General features: G+C 60.1%; 20 protein-coding genes and 4 tRNA genes. 17 read left to right on the top strand and 7 right to left on the bottom strand.

What is annotated here, in order from left to right; all coding sequences use genetic code 11:
- Nucleotides 1-62: 62 nt before the first annotated feature.
- The 11 genes from J2887_RS08465 (at nucleotide 63) to J2887_RS08515 (ending at nucleotide 8,678) form a co-directional block, all read left to right on the top strand.
- Nucleotides 63-269, top strand: coding sequence for a ParD-like family protein (locus J2887_RS08465; RefSeq protein WP_227175538.1), 207 nt, complete (start codon nucleotides 63-65; stop codon nucleotides 267-269).
- The gene (gene map, locus J2887_RS08470; RefSeq protein ID WP_227175539.1) at nucleotides 262-1,044 is read left to right on the top strand and encodes a type I methionyl aminopeptidase; all 783 of its coding nucleotides are present in this window, start codon (nucleotides 262-264) and stop codon (nucleotides 1,042-1,044) included. The genes J2887_RS08465 and map overlap by 8 nt, the downstream gene beginning before the upstream one ends.
- A gap of 2 nt (nucleotides 1,045-1,046) precedes the next feature.
- Nucleotides 1,047-1,562 (top strand): peptide deformylase, encoded by a 516-nt coding sequence (gene def / locus J2887_RS08475; RefSeq protein ID WP_227175540.1) that lies wholly within the window; start codon nucleotides 1,047-1,049, stop codon nucleotides 1,560-1,562.
- Nucleotides 1,563-1,648: 86 nt separating this feature from the next.
- A complete protein-coding gene (locus tag J2887_RS08480; RefSeq protein WP_227175541.1) occupies nucleotides 1,649-2,365 on the top strand; it encodes an aspartate/glutamate racemase family protein in 717 nt (238 codons plus the stop codon).
- A 58-nt stretch (nucleotides 2,366-2,423) separates the two neighbouring features.
- Nucleotides 2,424-2,960 carry a zf-TFIIB domain-containing protein gene (locus J2887_RS08485; RefSeq protein WP_227175542.1) on the top strand — a complete coding sequence of 179 codons (537 nt, stop codon included), beginning with the start codon at nucleotides 2,424-2,426 and terminating at the stop codon, nucleotides 2,958-2,960.
- A 310-nt stretch (nucleotides 2,961-3,270) separates the two neighbouring features.
- A complete protein-coding gene (locus tag J2887_RS08490; protein ID WP_227175543.1) occupies nucleotides 3,271-3,498 on the top strand; it encodes a TM2 domain-containing protein in 228 nt (75 codons plus the stop codon).
- A 96-nt stretch (nucleotides 3,499-3,594) separates the two neighbouring features.
- A complete protein-coding gene (locus J2887_RS08495; RefSeq protein ID WP_227175544.1) occupies nucleotides 3,595-4,965 on the top strand; it encodes a YjgN family protein in 1,371 nt (456 codons plus the stop codon).
- A gap of 4 nt (nucleotides 4,966-4,969) precedes the next feature.
- Entirely contained in the window at nucleotides 4,970-6,061 is a 1,092-nt protein-coding gene (locus J2887_RS08500) for a M48 family metallopeptidase (protein ID WP_227175545.1), read from the top strand.
- Entirely contained in the window at nucleotides 6,058-6,600 is a 543-nt protein-coding gene (locus J2887_RS08505) for a GNAT family N-acetyltransferase (RefSeq protein ID WP_227175546.1), read from the top strand. The genes J2887_RS08500 and J2887_RS08505 overlap by 4 nt, the downstream gene beginning before the upstream one ends.
- 84 nt (nucleotides 6,601-6,684) lie before the next feature.
- On the top strand, nucleotides 6,685-7,692 hold the full coding sequence (locus J2887_RS08510; RefSeq protein WP_227175547.1) for an NAD(P)H-dependent flavin oxidoreductase: 1,008 nt from the start codon (nucleotides 6,685-6,687) through the stop codon (nucleotides 7,690-7,692).
- 71 nt (nucleotides 7,693-7,763) lie between these two features.
- Nucleotides 7,764-8,678, top strand: coding sequence for an AEC family transporter (locus J2887_RS08515; protein ID WP_227175548.1), 915 nt, complete (start codon nucleotides 7,764-7,766; stop codon nucleotides 8,676-8,678).
- Here the strand turns inward: J2887_RS08515 and J2887_RS08520 are convergent.
- On the bottom strand, nucleotides 8,667-9,674 hold the full coding sequence (locus J2887_RS08520) for a zinc ABC transporter substrate-binding protein (RefSeq protein ID WP_227175549.1): 1,008 nt from the start codon (nucleotides 9,672-9,674) through the stop codon (nucleotides 8,667-8,669). The two genes, J2887_RS08515 and J2887_RS08520, sit on opposite strands and share 12 nt — an antisense overlap.
- Before the next feature lie 242 nt (nucleotides 9,675-9,916).
- On the opposite strand from J2887_RS08520, the gene gltX reads away from it, so the two are divergent.
- The 5 genes from gltX (at nucleotide 9,917) to J2887_RS08545 (ending at nucleotide 12,057) form a co-directional block, all read left to right on the top strand.
- Entirely contained in the window at nucleotides 9,917-11,392 is a 1,476-nt protein-coding gene (gene gltX, locus J2887_RS08525) for a glutamate--tRNA ligase (protein WP_227175550.1), read from the top strand.
- Between the two features lie 115 nt (nucleotides 11,393-11,507).
- A tRNA-Ala gene (locus J2887_RS08530) sits at nucleotides 11,508-11,583 on the top strand.
- 7 nt (nucleotides 11,584-11,590) lie between these two features.
- Nucleotides 11,591-11,666: transfer RNA gene (locus tag J2887_RS08535), tRNA-Glu, on the top strand.
- 231 nt (nucleotides 11,667-11,897) lie between these two features.
- Nucleotides 11,898-11,973: transfer RNA gene (locus J2887_RS08540), tRNA-Ala, on the top strand.
- A gap of 8 nt (nucleotides 11,974-11,981) precedes the next feature.
- A tRNA-Glu gene (locus J2887_RS08545) sits at nucleotides 11,982-12,057 on the top strand.
- Between the two features lie 142 nt (nucleotides 12,058-12,199).
- Here J2887_RS08545 and J2887_RS08550 read toward each other — a convergent pair.
- The 4 genes from J2887_RS08550 to J2887_RS08565 form a co-directional block, all read right to left on the bottom strand.
- The gene (locus J2887_RS08550; RefSeq protein ID WP_227175551.1) at nucleotides 12,200-13,051 is read right to left on the bottom strand and encodes a 6-carboxytetrahydropterin synthase; all 852 of its coding nucleotides are present in this window, start codon (nucleotides 13,049-13,051) and stop codon (nucleotides 12,200-12,202) included.
- A 129-nt stretch (nucleotides 13,052-13,180) separates the two neighbouring features.
- Nucleotides 13,181-14,287, bottom strand: a complete 1,107-nt coding sequence (locus tag J2887_RS08555; RefSeq protein WP_227175552.1) for a response regulator — start codon at nucleotides 14,285-14,287, stop codon at nucleotides 13,181-13,183.
- A gap of 90 nt (nucleotides 14,288-14,377) precedes the next feature.
- On the bottom strand, nucleotides 14,378-15,817 hold the full coding sequence (locus J2887_RS08560) for an MORN repeat-containing protein (RefSeq protein ID WP_227175553.1): 1,440 nt from the start codon (nucleotides 15,815-15,817) through the stop codon (nucleotides 14,378-14,380).
- A gap of 190 nt (nucleotides 15,818-16,007) precedes the next feature.
- Nucleotides 16,008-16,532, bottom strand: a complete 525-nt coding sequence (locus J2887_RS08565; protein ID WP_227175554.1) for a hypothetical protein — start codon at nucleotides 16,530-16,532, stop codon at nucleotides 16,008-16,010.
- Nucleotides 16,533-16,733: 201 nt separating this feature from the next.
- Here J2887_RS08565 and J2887_RS08570 point away from each other — a divergent pair, with 201 nt between their 5' ends.
- Entirely contained in the window at nucleotides 16,734-19,658 is a 2,925-nt protein-coding gene (locus J2887_RS08570) for an insulinase family protein (protein WP_227175555.1), read from the top strand.
- Between the two features lie 110 nt (nucleotides 19,659-19,768).
- Here the strand turns inward: J2887_RS08570 and J2887_RS08575 are convergent, their stop codons facing one another.
- Both J2887_RS08575 and J2887_RS08580 read right to left on the bottom strand, forming a co-directional pair.
- Entirely contained in the window at nucleotides 19,769-20,584 is an 816-nt protein-coding gene (locus J2887_RS08575; RefSeq protein WP_227175556.1) for a pyruvate, water dikinase regulatory protein, read from the bottom strand.
- A gap of 138 nt (nucleotides 20,585-20,722) precedes the next feature.
- Nucleotides 20,723-21,553: an AraC family transcriptional regulator gene (locus J2887_RS08580; protein WP_227175557.1), complete on the bottom strand. Its 831-nt coding sequence runs from the start codon at nucleotides 21,551-21,553 to the stop codon at nucleotides 20,723-20,725.
- Nucleotides 21,554-21,596: the final 43 nt, after the last annotated feature.

Genomic DNA, 21,596 nt, shown 5'->3' on the forward strand with positions numbered 1-21,596 from the left:
TATTGCGAATTCGTTCTTGCGGGTATACGATCCATATATAATTTATATATGGAGTATATGTCTTGGGTATCATCAAGATCTCAGACCAGCTTCACGAGGAACTGCGCAAGGCCAGCTCGGTAATGTCCCGTTCCATCAATGCCCAGGCGGAGTTCTGGATCAAGGTGGGGATGCTCGCGGAGCTCAATCCCACCCTGTCGTTCAATGACATCATCCGCCAGCAGCTGAAGAAAGAGAATGTCGCTGTCGAGGGGCTGCTGGATGAGTAAGGTGATCATCAAGTCGGCGGAAGAGCAGGCATTGATGCGCCAGGCCGGGCAGTTGTTGACCCAGGTTTTCGACATGCTGGACGGCATCGTCAAACCCGGCATCACCACCATGGCGATCAACGATGCCGTGGAACGTTTCATCGTAGACGAGCTGAAGGCCAGGCCCGCCAGCAAGGGGCAGTATGGCTATCGTTATGTGCTGAATGTCTCCGTCAACGATGTGGTGTGCCATGGCATGCCCAGCGTGCGTTACCGCCTGAAGAAGACAGACATCATCAACCTTGATATCACCCTGGAGAAGAACGGGTTTATCTCGGATTCCAGTAAGATGTATGTCATGCCTGAGGCACCGGTTGCCGCCAGGAAGCTGGTCAAAACCACCTATGAGGCCATGTGGCAGGGGATCGGGGCGGTACGTCCCGGTGCCCGGTTGGGGGATGTCGGGGCTGCCATTCAGGCCTGCGCCGAGACTGCCGGCTACAGCATCGTGAAAGACTACTGTGGTCACGGGATTGGCCGCGATATGCACGAGGCACCCCAGGTCCTTCACTACGGCAGACCGGGGACGGGGCTGGAACTGAAACCCGGGATGATCTTCACCATTGAGCCGATGATCAACCGCGGTGGCCCCCAGGTGAAAACCCTCAAGGATGGCTGGACCGTGGTAACGCGGGACCGCTCACTGTCCGCCCAGTGGGAGCACACCATTCTGGTGACCGACACCGGTTATGAGGTGCTGACGTTGCGTTTTGACGAACAGCTTCGGGAGGGTTGATTATGGCTGTGCTACCCATTCTCACCCTGCCGGATAGCCGGTTGCGTCGTCCGGCCCGGCCAGTGACTTCGTTTTCCGATGCCGCCACTTTGGTCCGCGATATGCTGGACACCCTCTACGCCACAACCAACGGCATCGGTCTGGCCGCGGCCCAGGTGGGCCGGCCGGAGGCGGTTGTGGTGATCGACATATCGGCCAATCGCGATCAGCCACTGGTGCTGCTCAACCCTGAGATTACCCACACGCAGGGGCAGCGGGTCGACCAGGAAGGTTGCCTGTCGGTTCCGGACTACACCGCCGAGGTCACCCGTTACGAGACCATAGGGCTCGCCGCGTATGATCTGGAAGGCCAGCGCCGGGAGTGGGTGGAATCCGGATTTCTGGCCACGGTGGTCCAGCATGAGCTTGATCATCTTCAAGGGCGTCTGTTTATCGACCATCTCCCGCCAGTGAAACGTCGACTGGCTCAAAAAAAGCTCGCCAAACAGGGTAGACGGGCGAAGGGGGCCTTGGCATAGTCCTGCCAGAATTGCCTGCATTCCGGTGAGCCGGATGACATCAGGCGACAAGGCGTTGACAGCATAGGCACAGGGAAGGTGGCAAAATGAAAACCATTGGTTTGCTCGGTGGCATGAGTTGGGAGTCCACTCAGAGCTACTATCGGCTGCTCAATGAGGGCGTTCGCGACGCCTTGGGTGGTCTGCATTCCGCCCGCCTTGCCCTGTTCAGTGTCGACTTTGCTGAAATCGAGCGTCTCCAGCATCTGGGAGACTGGGCGGCCACGGCGGAGATTCTTTCGGCGGCCGCGCAATCGGTTCAGGCGGCCGGCGCTGACTTTCTGCTGATCTGCACCAACACCATGCATAAGGTCGCGCCACAGATTCAGGCGCAGCTCTCCATCCCCATACTTCACCTGGCCGACGCCACCGCCCTGGCATTGAAGCAGGACGGCATCCAGCGGGTGGGGCTTCTGGGCACCCGATTCACCATGGAACAGAGTTTCTATCGCGACCGGCTGGTGGCTCAGGGCATTGAGGTTCTGACCCCGGACGACGCCGGGCGGGACCAGGTGCACCGCATCATCTATCAGGAACTCTGCCAGGGGCAGATCCTGGTCAGTTCCCGTGAGCGCTACTGCGATCAGGTGGCCGCGCTGGTTGCTGAGGGGGCCGAGGCCATGGTGCTTGGCTGTACCGAAATTGGCTTGTTGCTGCGCCCACAGGACGTTGCCACGCCGCTGTACGATACGACCGTTATTCATGCCCGCGAAGCGGTGTCGGTGGCGTTGGGCCGTAGTCCTTTGCCGGACTTTGTTGTCTAGCCGGCCTTTCCCGTTATCCCTACAACAACGATTTTCTTAATTACACCAAGGAGTTGCCATGAAGTGCCCCAAGTGTCGAACGGTTGACCTGAGCCCGACCAAACTTGAGGACGGCCTGCCCGCCATGGGCTGTCCCCAGTGTGAGGGGGCGGCGCTGTCGATTCTGTATTACCGCGAATGGGCCGAGAGGAACCAGCCCGTAGCGACTGATGCCGTACCAGACAGCGATGTGGTGGAGGACAGTGATACCCGTACCGCCATGGCCTGTCCCAAATGCAGCCGTTTGATGACCAAGTTTGCCATCACCGGATCGTTGCGCAATCGCATCGACCTGTGCGGGTCCTGCGATGAGGCCTGGCTCGATCATGGCGAATGGGGCGTTCTCAAGACCCTGGAACTGGCTAACCGGCTTCCCAAGGTGTTCACCGAGCAGTGGCAGCGCAAGGTTCGCACCGAGAAGCGTGAGGCCGCCCGCATGGAGCGTTTGCAGGACCAGGTAGGTGAGGGCGATGCCGCCCGGGCTGAAGAGGTGCGCAACTGGCTGAAGTCTCACCCCCGGCGTGGAGTGATTTTGCAGTTCCTGTCGGCGGAGTAGAGACGAAGTCGCCAAAGTAACAAAAAGCTACACATCTAATAGTAATGATAATCGGTTATATTTGTGTCCCGATAATTTTCCCGCGACATCCCGGAAAGCCTTCAATACCGGGCCCTGCGCTCAGCGGCTGCAGGGCCAAAGGCCTCCAAGTGGCGTCATTTCACCTGCAATTGTCGCAAAAACTTAACACTTTGTTCTGAAAATCAACTTGTTCCAAAGATGGACAGAGTTTAATCTTCGCAGTCTCCCCGGGCAGGGCTGTCCAGGGACAAGAAAAGCGTAATCAAAACTGAACTATAGGGACATCTCTATGACAGCTGAGCAAGTTTCCGATAAGAAGATTCTGCCCGCGTTTCTCATGTGCTTTTTCCTCGGTATGTTTGGGATTCACCGATTCTATGTCGGGAAAATTGGCACTGGCATTCTGCAGATTGTGACGCTCGGTGGGTTGGGCATCTGGGCCCTGATCGACTGGATCATGCTGATGTGTGGCGCGTTTACCGACAAGCAAGGCAACAAGCTGACCGAATGGACTTGAAGCACTGATTCGATGGATGAGGCCGCTGTTCTGCGAGGGAACTGGCGGCCTTGTTCTTTTCAGGGATGAAGCCAACCCAGCACAGGTACTGTGAGCATGACTACCGATTCTCCTCAACCCTCTTCCACCACTCCTCCGCCTACGGCAGCGCAATCCACGGCGATCCCGCGGGAAGAGATTCCCCGTAATGAGCCGGTGCTGTTTTCCGGTCAGGCCGGTGAGTTCTTCGGCATCTGGTTCGTCAACAACATCCTGACCTGGATGACCCTGGGTATTTACTCGGCCTGGGCCAAGGTGCGGACTCTGCAGTATTTCTACGGCAACACCGAGGTGGCCGGCGGGCGGTTTGCGTTTACTGCCAAGCCGTTGCAGATTCTCAAAAGCCGCATTATCGCCTTCGGTCTGCTGGTGATTTTCCTGTTTGCCGAGAACAGCCCGGCAACCTGGGCGCTCTACCTCTACCTCGGCTTTGTGGTCACCTACCTGGTGCTGGCGCCGGTGCTGACGGTACTGGTGATGTCGTTCCAGCTGCGCTATTCGGCGTGGCGGGGCATTCCGTTCCGGTTCAACAAGGACTACCGCGGGGCGTATCGGGTGTACCTGCCGCCGCTGTTGCTGATGCTGTTGGTTGGCGGCAGCTTCATGGCGCCTTTCTTCCAGGATGAGATTGCCGCCGCGTTCTCCGGTGACACCGCACCAATTGAAGTGGCTCAGGAACCCGTCTGGGTGGGTCCGGATCTGCCCAAGAACAAGGACGGCCAACTGAAGTCCGCACCTGGCATGAGTTGCGACGAGTACCACCCGAACAAGGTTCCGACGAAGTGCTCGGGCGAAGCGGGTGTGGGTGAGCAGGTATTTGAGGATCTGACCCCCTACCAGTTCATTCCCGCTGGAGTCTTCCTGCTGATTTTGCTGCTTGGAATGCCGTACTTTGATTTTATCAACCAACGATTCCTGGCACGGAACATCCGCTTTGGTGTGGCGGAGGTGACCTACACCGGCCAGGCCAGGGACTATTACCGCATCTACTGGCTCTGGCTGCTGGCATCGGCGTTGTTGGTGACGGCCTGGATCGCTAACGCCGCCTGGGGGGCTGGCAACGCTGGCTTCATCGCGCTGGTGATAGCGACCATCCTGTACTTTCCGCTGACCAAGGCGTACCTCAAGAGTCGCCGCTACAACCTGCTGTTTGGTAAATGTTCGATCGACAACGGCAAGTTCCAGCTCAAGGCGGACGTGCCGTTCCTGCGGCTGGCGTTCGTGCTGATCACCAATACCCTGGCGGTGACGTTCACGTTTGGCCTGATGACGGCCTGGGCCAAGGTGCGCACCGCAAGGGTGATCCTCGATAGCATGTCTCTTGACGTTAATGCGCCGATGGACCAGTTCCTGGCGGCTCAGGAAGAGAAACAGTCTGCGCTGGCGGAAGAAATGGCAGACGTGTTCGATATCGACGTGGCGTTCTGAGCCGATGCCATCGATCACTGGTACCTACTACGACGGCCAGAGTTCCCGGCCTTACCCCACCAGCCTGGAGGTCAACGAGGAGGGCTTTGCCCGGCTGGCGGGTGTGGACCGGGAGCTGGTGCACTTCGGCGAGCTGGATGTGCCATCCCGGGTCGGCAATACCCCCCGTTGTGTCGGCTGGCCTGGCGGTGGCGTGTTTGAGACCACCGATCACGCCACCCTGGATGGTTGGGTGACCCGTTTTGGCACTAGGGGGCGGGATCACATCCTGCATAAGCTGGAGCGTAACCTCTGGGTCATCCTGCCATTGCTGGCGGTTACTGCACTGGTGGTGTACCTGATGGTGACCCGGGCAATTCCCTGGGGGGCGGAGGTAGTGGCTCATCAGCTCTCCGCCGAGTGGTCCGAGGAACTGGGAGAATCGGTGCTCGATCGACTGGATGCGTACTATCTCAACCCGACCACCACCAGCAAGTCGGAGCGTCAGCGTTATGAGCAGTTGCTGAATGAATACGTTCCGGCCGACAGCGACTTCACTTACACCCTGCATTTCCGGGACGGTGGGCTGATTGGTCCTAATGCCTTCGCGCTGCCGAACGGTTCCCTGATTCTGACTGACCAGTTGATTGAGCTGGCCGATTCGGAAGAGGAGGTGCTGTCGGTATTGCTCCATGAGATTGGTCACGTCGAACACCGCCACTCGCTGCGGGGGTTGTTGGAGAGTACCGGCGTGGCGGTGATGTTCACGCTGATGACCGGCGATGCCGAGTTCGTGCAGGAATTTGTCGTGGCCATTCCGCCACTGCTGCTGCAGGCCCAGTTCTCCCGCGACCATGAGTGGGAAGCGGATGGCTATGCCCTGGAGCGGATGCAGGAGGCAGGCCTGGACCCGGGTGCCTTTGCCAGCATGATGGCCAAGCTGGCAAATGTGGCTGAGGAGCAGGACGGTGATGTCTCCGACGAAACGGCGCCTGACGACCGTGAGGTTGCCAAGGACGATGAGTCAACAGAGAAGAATCATTTGCTGGACTACCTTTCGACGCACCCGCCCAGCGAAGACCGTATTCGGCGCTTCCGTGAGGCCTCCCAGCCATGATCGATATCCGTACCTCCCGTCTGCGGCTACGTGAGCTTGTGCCCGAGGATATAGACCCTTTGGCCGACATGTTGGCGGACCCGGAGGTGATGCGGTTTTCCGTAGGTGGGGTCCGTGATCGGGCGGGTACGCAGCAGTTCCTCGACTGGTGCCGGGACTGCTACCGCGATGTCGGCGTTGGCCCCTGGGCGCTGGAGCTTGCGGATACCGGCGACTTTGTCGGTTTCTGCGGCGTGGGCCCTGAAACCGTCGCTGACCGTGAGGAAATCAACCTTGGCTATCGATTGGCGAGACGTTACTGGGGTCGGGGGTTGGCGACAGAGTCAGTCCGCGCGGTGCTGTCGGAGGCGTTTGAGCAACGTCGGTATGACTCGGTGATTGCCATTGTCGAGCCAGACCATGTGGCCTCGATCCGGGTGATCGAGAAAGCCGGCTTTGGTCCGGGCCGGGAGGCCGATTTCAGCGGCCATCGGGTGCGGTTGTTCCGACTCTATCGAGAGCGATGGTGTGATCTGACAGACACTGACAGGGCGATCTGAGTCACGCTCTGGCGCACGGCGGCTGCGGGATCGTTAGGGTTACGACAGAATCAGGTTCTGTAAATCGATCCCCGGAGGCCCATCATGGACGAACGACTTCACGCACTCTCAGACCTGGGTGTGCGTTACCCCATCATGCAGGCCGGTATGCCCGGCGCCGGCAATGTGCGCCTGGCGGCGGCCGTGGCCCGGGCCGGCGGTATTGGCACCCTGGGCCTGCAGGACCTTTCCACCTGGGAGCAAAGCCTCAGCCTGCTGCGACAGCAGGCGGTGGGTCACCCGTTCAATGCCAACCTGTTGTTGCCCTACACCCGCAAGGGTCACGTCGAAGCGGTATTGCGGCAGCACTGTCCTATAGTGACGCTGTTCTGGGGCGCTGCCAAACCCTACCTTCGTCAGCTCCAGCCGGCCGGCTGCTTTGTGTTCCAGCAGGTGGGCTCTCTGAGTGAAGCTGAGAGGGCACTGGAGGCAGGCGTTAACGGATTGATCGTCCAGGGCTGTGAGGCTGGCGGTCATGTGCGGGGTAAGGAGCCTCTGGTCGACCTGTTGCCGGCAGTTCGTGACCTCGCGGGCGAGGTGCCCTGCTTCGCGGCGGGTGGTCTCTACGGTGCTGATGAAGTGACGAAAGCGCGTGCACTGGGTGCTGATGGCGTGTCGACCGGCTCCCGCTTTCTGATGACCCGTGAGAGCGGCGCCCACCCGGCCTACCAGCAGCGACTGGTGGACGCCACCGAAACCATTCGGACCACCCTGTTTGGTTTGGGGTGGGCCACGCCCCATCGGGTGGTGCCCAATGCGGCCACCGAGCGCTGGTGCGATGCTCGGGGCGACGTACCGGGGTGGCTGGATGCCATTAATCGGGCGTTCGGCTTTACCCGTCGCCTGCTACCGTTCAAGGCCGAAGCGGCGATGAGCCAGCGGGCTCACCGCCCGCTGTTTACCAATGCGGTGATGGACGACAGTCTGCCGGCGTCCCTGACGGACAGCTGCGCACTCTACGCGGGCGAGGCCGTGGCCGCGCTGGAGTCGGTGCTGACGGTGGATGAGGTTATGGCCGAACTGAAGTCGGCTTTTCAGGCGCCAGCCTGTTAGGGGGCTACGTATCCAGTTTTACCAGTGATCCTGCTAGGCTAGGCCGGTTTCCCCGACTGCAGGAGTTGTCGATGCCGGTGTTGGTGCAAGCCCTTGTTCCCGTCTTTACCCTGATTGTCCTGGGCTATCTGTTTCGTCGCTGGAACTTCCCCGGGGCCGATTTCTGGTATCACGCTGAGCGCTTTACCTACTACGCCCTGTTTCCGGCGATGCTGGTGTTTAAGCTGGGGCAGGCGCGGATCGAACCCTCCGCCTATGGCGAGATTGCGATTTTGGTGGTGGCGATGCTTGCCGCCATGGTGACCCTGTTGTTGCTTCTGCAGTGGCTGTTCGCCTGGCCCGGGCCGGTGTATTCATCGGTGTTTCAGGGAGGCCTGAGGTTCAACTCCTACGTCGCCCTGGCGTCTGCCGGTATGCTGTTGGGGGACGAAGGCTTGTCGTTGATGGCGATCGTGGTTGCCATCAAAGTCCCGCTGATTAACCTGCTGTGTATTCTGATGTTTTCCCTGGTCGCCAGCCAGGGGCCGATGCGATTGATGCCTGTTCTAAAGGCTATTGGCACCAACCCGCTGATCATCGGCTCGGTGTTGGGGGTGCTGTGGAGCTACTTTCAGGTTGGCTTCCACCCGGTGCTGGCCGGCGTGCTCAAGCCGATGAGTGACATGGCATTGCCGCTGGGGCTGATGACGGTGGGGGCGGGGCTACAGCTCAAGGCTCTGAGAGGAGCGTCCGGCCCGTTCCTGCTGTCGTCGGTCGCCAAGCTGGCGGGATTTCCGTTAATGACCGCCGCCATTCTCTGGGCTCTGGGTATTCAGGGTACCCTGGCTCAGGTCGCCATCCTGCTGACCGCCTTGCCCACCGCCACCTCCGCTTACATCCTGGCCCGCCAGCTTGGCGGGGATGCCCCGCTGATGGCGGGGATCATCAGTGGCCAGACCCTGCTGGCCATGGTCACCATTCCGGTCGTGCTGGCCTTACTCTGGTAGGCAGGCCAGTACCGCGTCCGCCATCGACTGCTGGAACTGGATGTAGCCATCCGCCGTGTCAGGAATCTCCGAGGCCAGCGGGTCCCAGGTGCTGAAGCGCAGGTCCATGCCCTCGGTAATGCTGCGCCACCACTGCTGGTTGAACTGGGGCTCGGTCAGCAGGCAAGGCTGTGTGCTGGCTCTCAGCCGTTCCTGGACGTCGGCAATGTGACGGGCCCCCGGCGAGCGTTCCGGGCTGAGGGTCAGAATGCCGGCGATGGCCAGATCGTAGTGTTCCGCAAAGCGGCGGAACGCATCGTGATAGGTGAACAGGCTGATCTCCCGGGCCGGGACGAGTTGCTGCTGAATACGCCGTTCCGCGCCGGTCAGTGCGATTCGGAAGCGGGCCAGGTTGCGATCCAGTTGGTCGCGGTCGATACCCGGCAGGGTCGCCAGTCGATCTCTCAGTTGTTCCGCCATGGCGAGGCCGAGTTGCGGGTCCAGCCAGATATGGGGATCTTCGCCATGGCTGTGATCGTGAAGATCGTGTCCGCCATGACCACCATGGTTTTCATGTTCTGCATGATCCTCGCCATGCTCGTGATGCGAGGGTTCGTGGTCAGGGGCGTGGTCGTCGTGATGATCGTGATCATCGTGGCTGGCATGGTCATGGCCGTGCTCGACCGGCTCACTGCCTGCCATCAGTGTTAGGGTGCGGTTTTCGAAATCTTCACCAGACAGCATTCGTATGAGGAAGGTTTCCATATCCGGGCCCACCCATACCACCAGGTCGGCTTCTTCCAGTGCCCGCCGCTGCGATGGGCGCATCTGGTAGGTGTGGGGGCTGGCACCGGCGGGAACGAGCGCGGTTACGTTGACGCTGTCTGGAGCAATGGCCCGCACTAACAGTCCCAGTGGTTTTATGGAGGTCACGATGTGGTGATCGGTGTCGGCCTGGATGGCCGTGGAGGTCAGGGCAAGGACGCCCAAGGTGAGGGCTTTGAGAGCGCGCAGCATGTGATGTGTTTACCTGTCCGGCATGTCGTGTGTATGTGGTACGTTATAATATTACATTTAGCGCATCCGTAGAAGTGGCCGGTATCCGCTTATGCGAAATCGTTGATGGGCCGGTATAATGCGGGCTTTTCAACTTACCGGCCAATTCACCGCCGGCTTGTGGCGTCAGCACCTTTCGGGGGCTGGTGCCGGCATCCAGGCCCGGTTGTGCGTAAGGATTGGTCGACAGACAGGATGCACCCATGACCGTTCGTACCCGTATTGCGCCGTCTCCGACCGGGGACCCCCATGTTGGCACTGCCTATGTGGCGCTGTTCAACCTTTGTTTTGCCCGCCAGCACGGCGGCCAGTTCATCCTGCGCATCGAAGACACGGACCAGACCCGCAGTACCGACGAATCCGAGCAGGATATTCTCCGCGCCCTGCGCTGGCTGGGGCTGGATTGGGATGAGGGCCCGGACGTAGGCGGCCCCCACGGTCCCTATCGCCAGTCCGAGCGCAAGGATTCCTACGCCCAGTACGCGCATGATCTGGTTGATAAAGGCCACGCATTTTACTGCTTCCGCACGCCGGAAGAGCTCGACCAGATCCGTGAGGAGCGTAAGGCCCAAGGCCTGAATCCCGGCATCAAGGGGGATCTGGAGTTGCCGGCCGAAGAGGTCCAGCGTCGCCTGGCGGCGGGTGAACCCCATGTTATCCGAATGAAGGTTCCGGATGAGGGCACCTGCGTGATCCAGGATATGCTCCGTGGCCAGATCGAGATTGACTGGGCCCAGGTGGATTGCCAGATTCTGCTGAAGTCCGACGGTATGCCCACCTACCACCTGGCCAATGTGGTGGATGACCATGCGATGGGCATTACCCACGTACTGCGTGGCGAGGAGTGGATCAACTCAGCGCCTAAGCACAAGCTGCTCTACGCGTACTTCGGCTGGGATATGCCGGAGCTCTGCCACCTGCCGCTACTGCGCAACCCCGACAAGAGTAAGCTGTCAAAGCGGAAGAACCCTACCAGCATCAACTTCTACGAGCGCATGGGTTTCCTGCCGGAAGCGGTCATCAACTATCTCGGCCGCATGGGCTGGTCGATGCCGGATGAGCGCGAGAAATTCTCGGTGGCGGAGATGATCCAACACTTCGATATTCAGCGGGTGTCTCTGGGTGGCCCGATCTTCGACGTGGAGAAGCTTCGCTGGCTGAACGGGCAATGGCTGCGGGACGACGTTTCCGACGACGAATTCGTTGCCCGGCTGAAGGACTGGTGGTTCCGTGAAGACACCCTGCGTGACTTGCTCCCGCATGTGAAGGGCCGTACAGAGGTGTTCAGCGATGTCGCACCGATGGCTGCCTTCATGTTCTCCGGCATGCTGGATCTGGCGCCTGAGCAGTTCGCTCACAGCAAGCTGGAAGAGGGTCAGGTGAAGCGGGTGCTGCAGTTCACGCTGTGGAAGCTGGAGGCCCAGCGTCACTGGAGCAAGGAGACTATCTTCGCGGACATCAAGGGGCTGGCCAAGGCGATGGATCTGAAAATGGGGGACTTCATGTTCCCGATCTTCGTGGCCATTGCCGGTACACCGAACTCCTGGTCGGTGATGGACTCCATGGCGCTGCTGGGGCCTGACATGACCCGGGCCAGGTTGCGCCATGCCTTGAATCTGTTGGGCGGTTTCTCCAAGAAGGAAACCAAGCGGGTCGAGAAGGAATTCGCGGCTTTGTGAGTCGCCCGGGGAGTGGCTTCTGCTCAACGATTGAGCGAAAGCCCATCCCCTTAAAAAAAGTGAAAAAAACGGCTTGACGGCTTAGGGGGCGATCCTTAATATACGCAGCCGTTGAGGGGCCATAGCTCAGCTGGGAGAGCGCAACACTGGCAGTGTTGAGGTCAGCGGTTCGATCCCGCTTGGCTCCACCAATTACTAGTCCCCTTCGTCTAGTGGCCTAGGACTCCGCCCTTTCACGGCGGCAACAGGGGTTCGAACCCCCTAGGGGACGCCAATTAGGCAAACCGATCGTGTGGTCGATTCACGTAGTCGATTGATCAACGACGGTCGGTCAGCCAGCGGAAAAGCCGCCTGAGGGCGGTTTTTCTTTTTCAAGCAGCCTTGACTGCTTGAGGGAAGGCAAAGGTTGCGCTTGAGCGACCATCGGGAGTGACCGGTTTTCGGAAATTTCTGAAAAGAGTATTGACGTAACCAGGACGGCTCAGTAACATACGCAGCCTTCTTCGGGGCCATAGCTCAGCTGGGAGAGCGCAACACTGGCAGTGTTGAGGTCAGCGGTTCGATCCCGCTTGGCTCCACCATTTTACTAGTCCCCTTCGTCTAGTGGCCTAGGACTCCGCCCTTTCACGGCGGCAACAGGGGTTCGAACCCCCTAGGGGACGCCAATTTGGCAAGCCGATAGCACTATCGGTGAGCCAGCAAAGAAACCGCCTTCGGGCGGTTTTTTTGTGTCTGTTTTTCAGGGTTGTCGATTCGGAGCCGCACCTGACGGCTCCGATGTTCGGCGACTTTCGAGGGCAGCGAAGGCTATCGTATCGCGATTGCGCCTTTGCCAACCCCTTCATAGGCCTTGATCTGTACCCGATCGTCCGGATAGGCCTGCTTGCACTGGTCGGCGATGTGAGCGGCGATGAATTCCACGGTGGTGTCGGTATCCAGCAGGTAGAGTCGGGATTCCGGCAGCGCCAGGCTGAACTCGCCCTGATTGGCTTCGTAGTCAAATCGCACGTAGCGTTGGCCCTGGCTGTCGACGTAACGGTCGCTGATGTCCTCTTCCGAGCCGATGTAAATATCCCGCCAGCGATCTGCCCAGGCTTTCTCCAGGGCTGGATCGCGATGACCGTTGCGGTCAATGCGAATGGGGGAGCGGTGGCCGTGGGCGATGCGCTGGCAGTTCCCGACGTGCTTCTTGAGGCCGTGCACGTAATGGTAGAAGGGGCCTTCGATGACTTCCTCGCGCAGGGAGATCTCGATGTCCTGAACGTTAACGGGCAATACCGAGCGCAGCTCCTGGCGGAGTAGGGCGGCCACGGCCGAAGGAACCACCCGTTCACCAGCAAGCCAGACCACGGACTCATCCGGGCCCCGATGGTAGATGTGGCTGCCGTCGTCCAGGCGCCAGTTGAAGGCGTGGGGGTCATCCGCATCCGGCACCAGGCCGGGATGGTCCCGGGGGACCACCAGGCGGTGATCTACCCGCTCGTCGATAACCCGTTTAATGGTGCGTTTGACGTTGCTGAAGTCGAACAGCATGCCCTGATCGTCAAGTTCGCCGCCAAGCACCACATCCGCAATCCAGCTTTCGCCCACCAGGCCCCGGACGGGGTCCAGATACGCAAAATCGATAACGGTCAGGTTGTCTACAAAAAGATGGTTCATCAGCAGGGTCCGATCGAGGGGTGTACGTGAGAGACCTGCGAATTCTAGCAAAAATCCCCACGACGTCGCGCCCCCGATGGCCTGCCAGTGCCCCGGACGGGACACTGGCGCTCCCAGGCTGGTGGTTTGTCAGCCGATCAGGTTGGTCAGCCAGGCGATACCCAGGGCAAAAACGCTCAGGCTGACCGCCAGCCCGACGGTGTAGATCTTGGAGCTGGCCGCCCGCTGTTGGGAGACGTAGAGGTCAATGGTGCGCTGGGCGATGTCCTCTGCGGTTTCCCGGGAGATTTCATGGGCCTGCTGGATCGCTTCAGATTGCAGTGTCTGCCAGAACTCCGTGTCGATGGTCTGGACGCTGGTGATGTGGTCCTTAAGCTCGGCCATGTGCTCGCCGGTGAAGCCGCCACTGCTGGCCAGCTCCTTCTTGAGCTCCGAGAGTTCCCGGCCCAGGTTGAGGTTGACCTCGGCTGCCACCTCGTCGCGCAGGTTACGGGTCTGGTCCTCAACGCGCTGGGAAAGGGCGTCGAGGCGTTCGTTCAGGGCTGCCTGCTGGCGTTTGTCGGCCTCGTCCAGAGCTCGTTTGAGGTGATCAAACTGTTCGTCGAACAGTGAGCTCAGCAGTTCATGCAGCCGGTTATTGATGTGGGTCTTGACCGCGGAGCGGGCGATCTGTTCGATCAATTCGCTGGTCAGCGGCACCACCTGGGCTTCGGAGTCGTGGCGGTTGACGGTGGTGTCGGATTTCGGAGCCAGTTCAACAGTGGCGTCTTGCGGCAGTGCAATGCTGTCCTCGGCTGCCGCTTCGTCCAGTGCTGGCTCTTCTGGCGTGGGCTGGGGCGGCTCGGGCAACGTGCCTGCGGTTACGTCGCTGTCCAGTTGATCCAGCACCAGCGCCAGGCCGTCGTCCTGGGGCGGTTTGGTGAGGATGTTGTAGACCCCGAAATTACGGGCCTCATCCATGAATGACTGGGATTTCTTGGACGTGCACATGATAATCGGGATACCCGCGGTGTCCGGGTTGCCCTTGATGGCCTTAATGGCTTCGACGCCGTTCATGCCCGGCATCAGGTGATCCATAAAGATCACATCCGGGCGCTCACTGTGATTGAGGTAGTCCAGGGCTTCCTCGGCCGACCCCGCCATGTTGACCTTCATTTCGCGGCTTTCCAGCAATTTACTGAGCGCAAAGCGCGCGACCTTGGAATCGTCCACCAGAAGTGCATTCTTGATCGCCATGTTTAAACCTCAACCTGTTACAGCATTCGTCATTAGTGCAGGTGTATCCATGCGCTCCTTGCGGACCTGGCCTCCCTGCCTGTTATTGATTTACCAGCCTTCAAGTTCCGGGCACTGGGTGGCCCGATAGCTTTTCTCCCGGTAGCACACCCCCGGCTCTGAGGTGCGGGCGGTGAAGACCTCGCCGGCGGCGGTGGTCAGAGTGACCTTGCCGTAGGGCTCGCCGTGGCGGAAGGTTGCTTCGATCGAGCTGCCATTGGGGTTCAGCAGCAGCCCTTCACCGTGGAACTTGCCGTCAATGTATTGTCCCTGGTACTTCTTGCCATTGGCAAAGACCTCGTCACCACTACCGTGGAAGTCGCCGTTTGAAAAGCCGCCCTCATAGTGGCGGCCATCCGGGTAGGTCAGGGTGCCTTCACCGTGGAACTGGTCGTTCTTGAAGCCGCCGACATACAGCATGCCGTCCGCGGTTGTGAGGGAACCATGGCCGTTGAGACGGTTGTCCTGCCATTGCCCGGTCAGGATGTCACCGTTGGCCCGGTGCAGAGTGCCCTGGCCCTGGAAGCGGTCATTGGCGAATTGGCCAGTGTAGCGGCTGTCGTCTGCAGCCCGGTACTCGCCTTCACCTTCACGCTTACCGTGAGCCCAGTCGCCTTCATAGCGGCCGCCATCGGGATACAAGGCGGTGCCCTTGCCATGGAACAGGCCATCGACAAAGTGGCCCTCATACCTCAGACCGGACTCATCCTGGTAGCTGCCGTCGCCGGTACGGACGTTGCCCTGCCACTGGCCGTCGCGGAACTCCACCCGGGTGTACTTCTCCAGTTTGCCGATCAGGGTCAGGCGGTCGCCGGCGTCGAGGTCAACACGACGGGACCAGGGCTGGTAGCCGTCCTTACTGATTTCAATATCGTACTCGCCGGGGTCCAGGGTCAGATCCAGTCGGGTGGCGCCGTAGAACTCGCCATTGATGGAAACCGCATCGCCGTGAACGTTCGAGCGCAGGGTCAGGTGTCCGGTCGTTGGGCGGGGGGGCGGTTCTGAGATGGCGACCGGGGCAGGTTCAGGCTCGGGTTCGGGCGAGGCGGTGGCTACGCTGGTCTCTGGTGTCGGCTCAAGTTCGGCGGCGGTTACAAAGTCCGGCGACGCCGTCAGCTCCGGCTGTGGTTCCGGATTCACCGTCGAGGCTGAGACTTCCGCGTCCAGCGGCTCAGGGTCCGCTTCAGCGATGGCTGCGGCCTCGGTGCTGGGGGCGGGCTCTGGTGTCGAGGGTTGCTGAGCTTGCCCGGGGGCTCCGGTGGTGGCGTCGTTGCTGGCGGTGTCTTCCCCGGTGGCGGAGGCTGGGGTCTGCGTGTCTGGCGCCTGAGCGTCCGGTGCTGTGCTGGCGGTTTGTGTCGCCGGTTCCGTGGATGCCTGCACCGGTGTCGACTCCGTCATCAGTTGTTGATCCCGGATGGATGCGAAACCGGCGGTCACCAGCAACATGATGGCGAGTGCGTTAAGAAACAAAAGCGGCCTGAAATCGACCATGACAACCTCTACTCCTGAGTTACAGCTTTCCTGCGATGCGATCAGGCTCCGTTCCGCTCTCCTGCAATTGCTTTTGCTGTGTTGCTCGGGAGCGGCGGAGCCTGCGCTGAACCACGTCAATCCATACTAGCGGTTCAACGTAAGTTTATGTAACGAATGGTGACGGGAGTTTGTGAGATTGCTGGACAATTCACACTTTGTCCGGAAGCTGGTCATGGTTGAGCTGTTCCCACGCTCGCATGTAGACGTCTGCTTCGTACTGGTAGGGTGATTTGAAGGGCGTCAGCACGAAATCAAACACCAGGAAGAAGAAGCCGACCGAGAACCAGGCGATGGTCAGGGTGCTCAGGGTGTTGGCCTGGACTTCCGGGTTGGAGTCGACAAACTGGTGCAATAACGGCAGCAGGTCGCCAACCATCACCACCGGGTTGAAGCTGGCGAGTACCAGTGGCAGCCAGAAGGCGAGGAAAATCGGGAAAAAACCAAATGACCACATCACCCGCCGGAGCAGGTATATGGCCATGGCCCGCCAGTAGCGCTGACGCATTTCCGGAACCTTGCGGATGCGCTCAAGGTACAGCCGACGTTCCGCCCAGTAGGCAGCCACATCGGTCGCCTGGGGCGTCGGAGCCTGGGCCGGCTGTGGTGGCAGCGGCGCGTCGGAGTCGTCAAAGTCGGACGTTGGGGAGGAACTGCCTGTGTTCTCTGTGCTCATAGTGGTTGATTGTTCCAGTGTCAGTCACCAACATGCTGTGTCAGGGGCTTACCGTCGATACGGAGCGACGCGATGCGACGTGTTACCCTACAGGGAGCCCGCAGACAACGCCACCAGCCCGACCCGAATTTCAGGGGCTGCCCTGGTGCCGACAATCGGCACCGGTACCTGGCCAAAATATACCAGAGACAGGATAGTTGCATGACAGCAGTCAGTGAACACCCGGTACATCCGGCATTCGAACAGCTCAGGAGTCACCGGATTGACACCCTCAACCTGACCGTCGAGGAGTACCGCCACCGCAAGACGGGAGCCCGTCACCTGCATATGGCTGCGGACAACGACGAGAATGTGTTCTTCGTGGCGCTGCGGACCTTTCCGATGGATTCCACTGGCGTCGCCCATATCCTGGAGCATACCGCCCTGTGTGGCAGCGAGAAGTACCCGGTTCGTGACCCTTTCTTCATGATGATCCGTCGGTCGCTGAACACGTTCATGAACGCGTTCACCAGCAGCGACTGGACCGCCTATCCGTTTGCCAGCAAGAACCGCAAGGATTTCGACAACCTGCTGTCGGTGTATCTGGATTCCGTGTTCTTCTCCAAACTGGACGAGATGGACTTCTCCCAGGAAGGCCACCGACTGGAGTTTGAGACACCGGATGATCCGGAGACGCCGCTGGTATACCGTGGAGTGGTCTATAACGAGATGAAAGGGGCGATGAGTGCGCCGACATCCCAGTTGTGGCAGAACCTCTCCAGCTATCTGTTTCCGACCACTACCTACCACTACAACAGCGGCGGCGAGCCGGACCATATCGTGGACCTGTCCTACGATGAGCTGATTCGGTTCTACCGTCACCACTACCACCCCAGCAACGCGCTGTTTGCCACCTATGGCAACATTCCCGCCCACGAGCACCACGAACGCTTTGAAGAGCTGGCGCTGAGCCGTTTCGATCACCAGCACGTGGAACTGCCGGTACGTGACGAAAAACGGATGTTCGCGCCGCTGAATGTGGAACAGGGCTACGCCATCGGTGAGGACGAATCCGCCGACAACAAAACCCACATCGTGATGGGCTGGCTGCTGGGGCACAGTTTTGATCTGCAGCAGAACCTGGAGGCCCACCTGCTGGCCAACGTGCTGCTTGAGAACAGCGCTTCGCCGCTGATGCGGGCGCTGGAAACGTCGGAGATCGGCCAGTCGCCGTCACCGCTGTGCGGACTGGAGGACTCCAACCGGGAGATGACCTTTGTCTGCGGAATCGAGGGCAGTGAGCCGGGCCGCGATGGCGAATTGGAGCAACTGATTGAAAAGGTGCTCAGCGATGTTGCCGAGCAGGGCGTCAGTCAGGAGCGGCTGGAGGCGATTCTGCATCAGCTTGAACTGCACCAGCGCGAGATTGCCGGAGACCAGTTCCCTTACGGCCTGCAGCTGATCATGAGCGCTATCTCACCGATGGTGCATGGCGGTGATCCGGTGGCGCTGCTGGATCTGGAGCCCGTTCTGGCCCAGTTGCGGGAGAAGATCCGGGAGCCGGATTACGTGCCCAACCTGGTCCGGCGGCTGCTGCTGGACAATCCCCACCGGGTAACGCTGACCCTGCGACCGGACCAGTCCCTGGAGCACCGGCGTCAGGCCGCCATCCAGCAGGCGCTGGCGCAACGCAAGGCCGAGCTCAGCGATGACGACAAACGCCAGATCATCGACAGGGCAGAGGCGCTGGAGGCCCGTCAGCACCGAAAGGATGACGACACCATCCTGCCCAAGGTGGATCTGAGCGATGTACCGCTGCAGACGCCGGAACCGCAATCCCAGGCCGTCGATGGCTTCCCGGCAACGCTGTATGCCCGTGGCACTAACGGTCTGGTGTATCAGCAGGTCATCGTACCGCTGCCGGAACTGAGTGAAGACGAGCTGTTGCTGTTGCCGCTGTACACCACCTGTGTGACCGAGGTGGGCTGTGGCGAGCTGGATTACCTGCAGATGCAGGACCGCATTTCTGCCGAATCCGGTGGTGTGGGTGCCTTCACCTCGGCCCGTGGGCGGATTGACGATGTTCAGGACCTGTCCGGTTATCTGGTGTTCAACGGCAAGGCCCTGGCCCGCAATCGCGAAGCGCTCGGTGATCTACTGGCGGATCTCGCGGTTCATGCCCGGTTCGACGAACAGGAACGCATCCGGGAACTGATCGCCCAGGTTCGGGCCCGTCGCGAGCAATCCGTGACCGGTAGCGGCCACGCCCTGGCGATGGGCGCTGCTTCCCAGGGGCTCAGCTCGGGCGGCTGGCTGGCCTATCGACTTGGCGGTCTGGCGGCCATTCGTGAAATCAAGGCGCTGGATCGGGCGCTGGAAAGTGCGGATGAACTGAAGGCGTTGTGCCAGCGTCTGGCAGACCTTCATGAGCGCCTGCGCCAGCAGGATCGGCAGTTCCTGGTGATTGGGGAAGATGAACAGCTGTCGCCGATGGTGGATCACTTGCGTCAGCGCTGGTCGCAGCCTGACAGCGGCACCGGCAGCCAGTGGTCGTTGGCGCCGGTGGACTACCAGACCCGTCAGGCCTGGCTTACCTCCACTCAGGTGAGCTTCTGCGCCAAGGCATACCCGACCGTAGCGGTGGATCACCCGGATGCGGCGGCCCTGACCGTGCTGGGCGGTTTCCTGCGCAACGGCTACCTGCACCGGGCGATCCGTGAGAAGGGAGGCGCCTACGGTGGCGGTGCTGGTCAGGACAGCATCAATGGCACCTTCCGCTTCTTCTCCTACCGCGACCCCCGGCTGGGCGAAACCCTGGCCGATTTCGATCAGGCTCTGGACTGGTTGCAGACGGAGGATCACGATCTCCAGGCGCTGGAAGAATCCATTCTCGGTGTGATCGGGCAGCTCGATAAGCCGCGCTCACCGGCTGGCGAGGCGCGTCATGCCTTCCAGAACCGCCTGTTTGGCCGCACGCCCGAGCAGCAGGCGCGGTTTCGCGAGCGGGTTCTTGCGGTGACGATGGACGATCTGAAGCGAGTGGCCAGCACCTGGCTGACACCTGAGAAGGCAAGCATTGCAGTGGTGACAAGTGCGGATCGCCGGGCCGAGGCGGAAGCACTCGGACTGAACATCGAAGAGCTGTAACGCGGTCAGCGCCCGTCTCTGGTGAGGCACTCTCTCCGGAGGCGGGCGTACTCTCACATCGCCAGCGGTGCGCCCTTGCCGACTGGTTCTGCTTTTTCCCGGTCTACGCCTCAGCGGTTTCGCCGCAGGCCGGTGGTGACCATGATCCGGGTAGAAATCTCTTCCACCGAATAGGCGGTGGTGTTCATGAACGGAATCCGCTCCCGCCGGTACATCAGTTCAATCTCTTCGATCTCGTGCATGCACTGCTTCAGCGATGAGTACCTTGAATTCGGCCGCCGCTCGTTGCGGATGACCGCCAGCCGTTCCGGCTCGATGGTCAGGCCAAAGATCTTGCCCTTGTGGGGGCGGAGAGCCTCGGGCAGCTGCTCGTCCATCAGATCTTCTTCGGTGATGGGATAGTTCGCTGCCTTGACGCCATATTGCAGTGCAAGGTAGAGGCAGGTAGGCGTTTTGCCACTGCGGGATGCCCCGACCAGGATCAGGTCGGCCTCAGTGTACTGCCGGGTGCGGACACCGTCGTCATTATCGAGGGCAAAGTTGACAGCGTGAATGCGCCGTTCGTAGTTGCTCTCGTTGCTGATGGCGTGGGATTTACCCACGGTGTAGGACGACGATGACTGCAGTTCGGTTTCCAACGGCTGCAGGAAGGTGCCAAAGATATCCACCATAAAGCCATTGGCCTGGCTGATGATGGCGCGGATGTCGTTGTTGACGATGGTGTCGAACACCAGGGGCTTGCTGCCGTCCAGCTCCGCTGCCTGATTGATTCTCTCCACCAGCTCGGTGGCTTTGCCCGTGTCATCGACGTAGGGCACCGTGACCCGCTCGAACTCAATCTTTTCAAACTGGGCCAGCAGGCTGTTTCCCAGGCCTTCGGCGGTGAGGCCTGTGCCATCGGAGATAAAGAAGGCTGTGCGTTTCATAACGTTATCGGAGCTTCCATCGACGCGAAAGCTCTAACTTACCGAATCAAAAGGGGGGAGGGAACCTTTGCGTTGGAGCCGTCCTGCAAAGCCGCGCCTTGGGTGTGGACCGCTTGGAAGGCCCGAGATGATCCAGAGTCAATCAGAGGCGCCTTCACCGAAAGGGGCATTGGCGAAGTAGTGGGCGGGGGAATCCCCCAGAGCACGGCGAAACATGACGATGAAGTTGCTTGGCGATGCATAGCCAAGAGCGTGCGCTACATCCGCAACTGTTGCCCCGCGGGCGAGCATTTCAAGCGCATGGATCAACTGGGCTTGCTGTCGCCATTGCCCGAAGCTCATGCCGGTTTCCTCACGGATGAGCCGGCGCAAGGTACGTGCAGACATTGCACTAGTGGCAGCCCACTGCTCGATCGTACGGTATTTCGCTGGGTCTTCGAGGATCATCCGGGTCAACGACGCCAGACGGGCTTCTTTGGGGATCGGGAGATGTAGGGATTCGTGCGGTGTCCGGCCAATTTCGTCGATGATAACGCTGAGAATACGCTCCTGGTCCGCAACCAATGGATCAAGTTTGCTCCAGCCTATGGTCCTGGTTACCAGTGCCTCCAGCAACTCGCTTACGCCAATCACACAGGGTTTGCCGGGCAAATCCTCGCACACCTCCGGCGTCAGCATCAGCATCCAGCCATTGGGTGCGCTGCTGAATCTGATGACGTGCATGGCTTCCGGTGGAATCCATCCGGCACGGTGGGGTGGCAGTATCCAGGAGCCCTCTTGGGTCTCGACGTGAATAAGGCCCGATTCGACGCTGAACATCTGTCCCCGTCGATGACGGTGCCAGTTGTATGACCGTTCACCCGGTCGTTGCGAATCACTCGAGTTGTCCTTCCACCATCGTGAGATCAGCGGCGGACCACCCAGCCATTCGCTGAACTCATTGTCATGGACGTTGTTGGAGTCGTTCATGCTGGCCACTTTTCAATATTTTTAGTCCATATACGGTTACTCG

Source organism: Marinobacter sp. CA1 (genome assembly GCF_020546665.1).
GTDB classification, from domain to species: Bacteria; Pseudomonadota; Gammaproteobacteria; order Pseudomonadales; family Oleiphilaceae; genus Marinobacter; species Marinobacter xestospongiae.

Coding starts and splice junctions, on each gene's coding strand:
- map (WP_227175539.1), top strand. CDS start 262: ATGAGTAAGGTGATCATCAAGTCGGCGGAAGAGCAGGCATTGATGCGC.
- def (WP_227175540.1), top strand. CDS start 1,047: ATGGCTGTGCTACCCATTCTCACCCTGCCGGATAGCCGGTTGCGTCGT.
- J2887_RS08480 (WP_227175541.1), top strand. CDS start 1,649: ATGAAAACCATTGGTTTGCTCGGTGGCATGAGTTGGGAGTCCACTCAG.
- J2887_RS08485 (WP_227175542.1), top strand. CDS start 2,424: ATGAAGTGCCCCAAGTGTCGAACGGTTGACCTGAGCCCGACCAAACTT.
- J2887_RS08490 (WP_227175543.1), top strand. CDS start 3,271: ATGACAGCTGAGCAAGTTTCCGATAAGAAGATTCTGCCCGCGTTTCTC.
- J2887_RS08495 (WP_227175544.1), top strand. CDS start 3,595: ATGACTACCGATTCTCCTCAACCCTCTTCCACCACTCCTCCGCCTACG.
- J2887_RS08500 (WP_227175545.1), top strand. CDS start 4,970: ATGCCATCGATCACTGGTACCTACTACGACGGCCAGAGTTCCCGGCCT.
- J2887_RS08505 (WP_227175546.1), top strand. CDS start 6,058: ATGATCGATATCCGTACCTCCCGTCTGCGGCTACGTGAGCTTGTGCCC.
- J2887_RS08510 (WP_227175547.1), top strand. CDS start 6,685: ATGGACGAACGACTTCACGCACTCTCAGACCTGGGTGTGCGTTACCCC.
- J2887_RS08515 (WP_227175548.1), top strand. CDS start 7,764: ATGCCGGTGTTGGTGCAAGCCCTTGTTCCCGTCTTTACCCTGATTGTC.
- J2887_RS08520 (WP_227175549.1), bottom strand. CDS start 9,674: ATGCTGCGCGCTCTCAAAGCCCTCACCTTGGGCGTCCTTGCCCTGACC.
- gltX (WP_227175550.1), top strand. CDS start 9,917: ATGACCGTTCGTACCCGTATTGCGCCGTCTCCGACCGGGGACCCCCAT.
- J2887_RS08550 (WP_227175551.1), bottom strand. CDS start 13,051: ATGAACCATCTTTTTGTAGACAACCTGACCGTTATCGATTTTGCGTAT.
- J2887_RS08555 (WP_227175552.1), bottom strand. CDS start 14,287: ATGGCGATCAAGAATGCACTTCTGGTGGACGATTCCAAGGTCGCGCGC.
- J2887_RS08560 (WP_227175553.1), bottom strand. CDS start 15,817: ATGGTCGATTTCAGGCCGCTTTTGTTTCTTAACGCACTCGCCATCATG.
- J2887_RS08565 (WP_227175554.1), bottom strand. CDS start 16,532: ATGAGCACAGAGAACACAGGCAGTTCCTCCCCAACGTCCGACTTTGAC.
- J2887_RS08570 (WP_227175555.1), top strand. CDS start 16,734: ATGACAGCAGTCAGTGAACACCCGGTACATCCGGCATTCGAACAGCTC.
- J2887_RS08575 (WP_227175556.1), bottom strand. CDS start 20,584: ATGAAACGCACAGCCTTCTTTATCTCCGATGGCACAGGCCTCACCGCC.
- J2887_RS08580 (WP_227175557.1), bottom strand. CDS start 21,553: ATGAACGACTCCAACAACGTCCATGACAATGAGTTCAGCGAATGGCTG.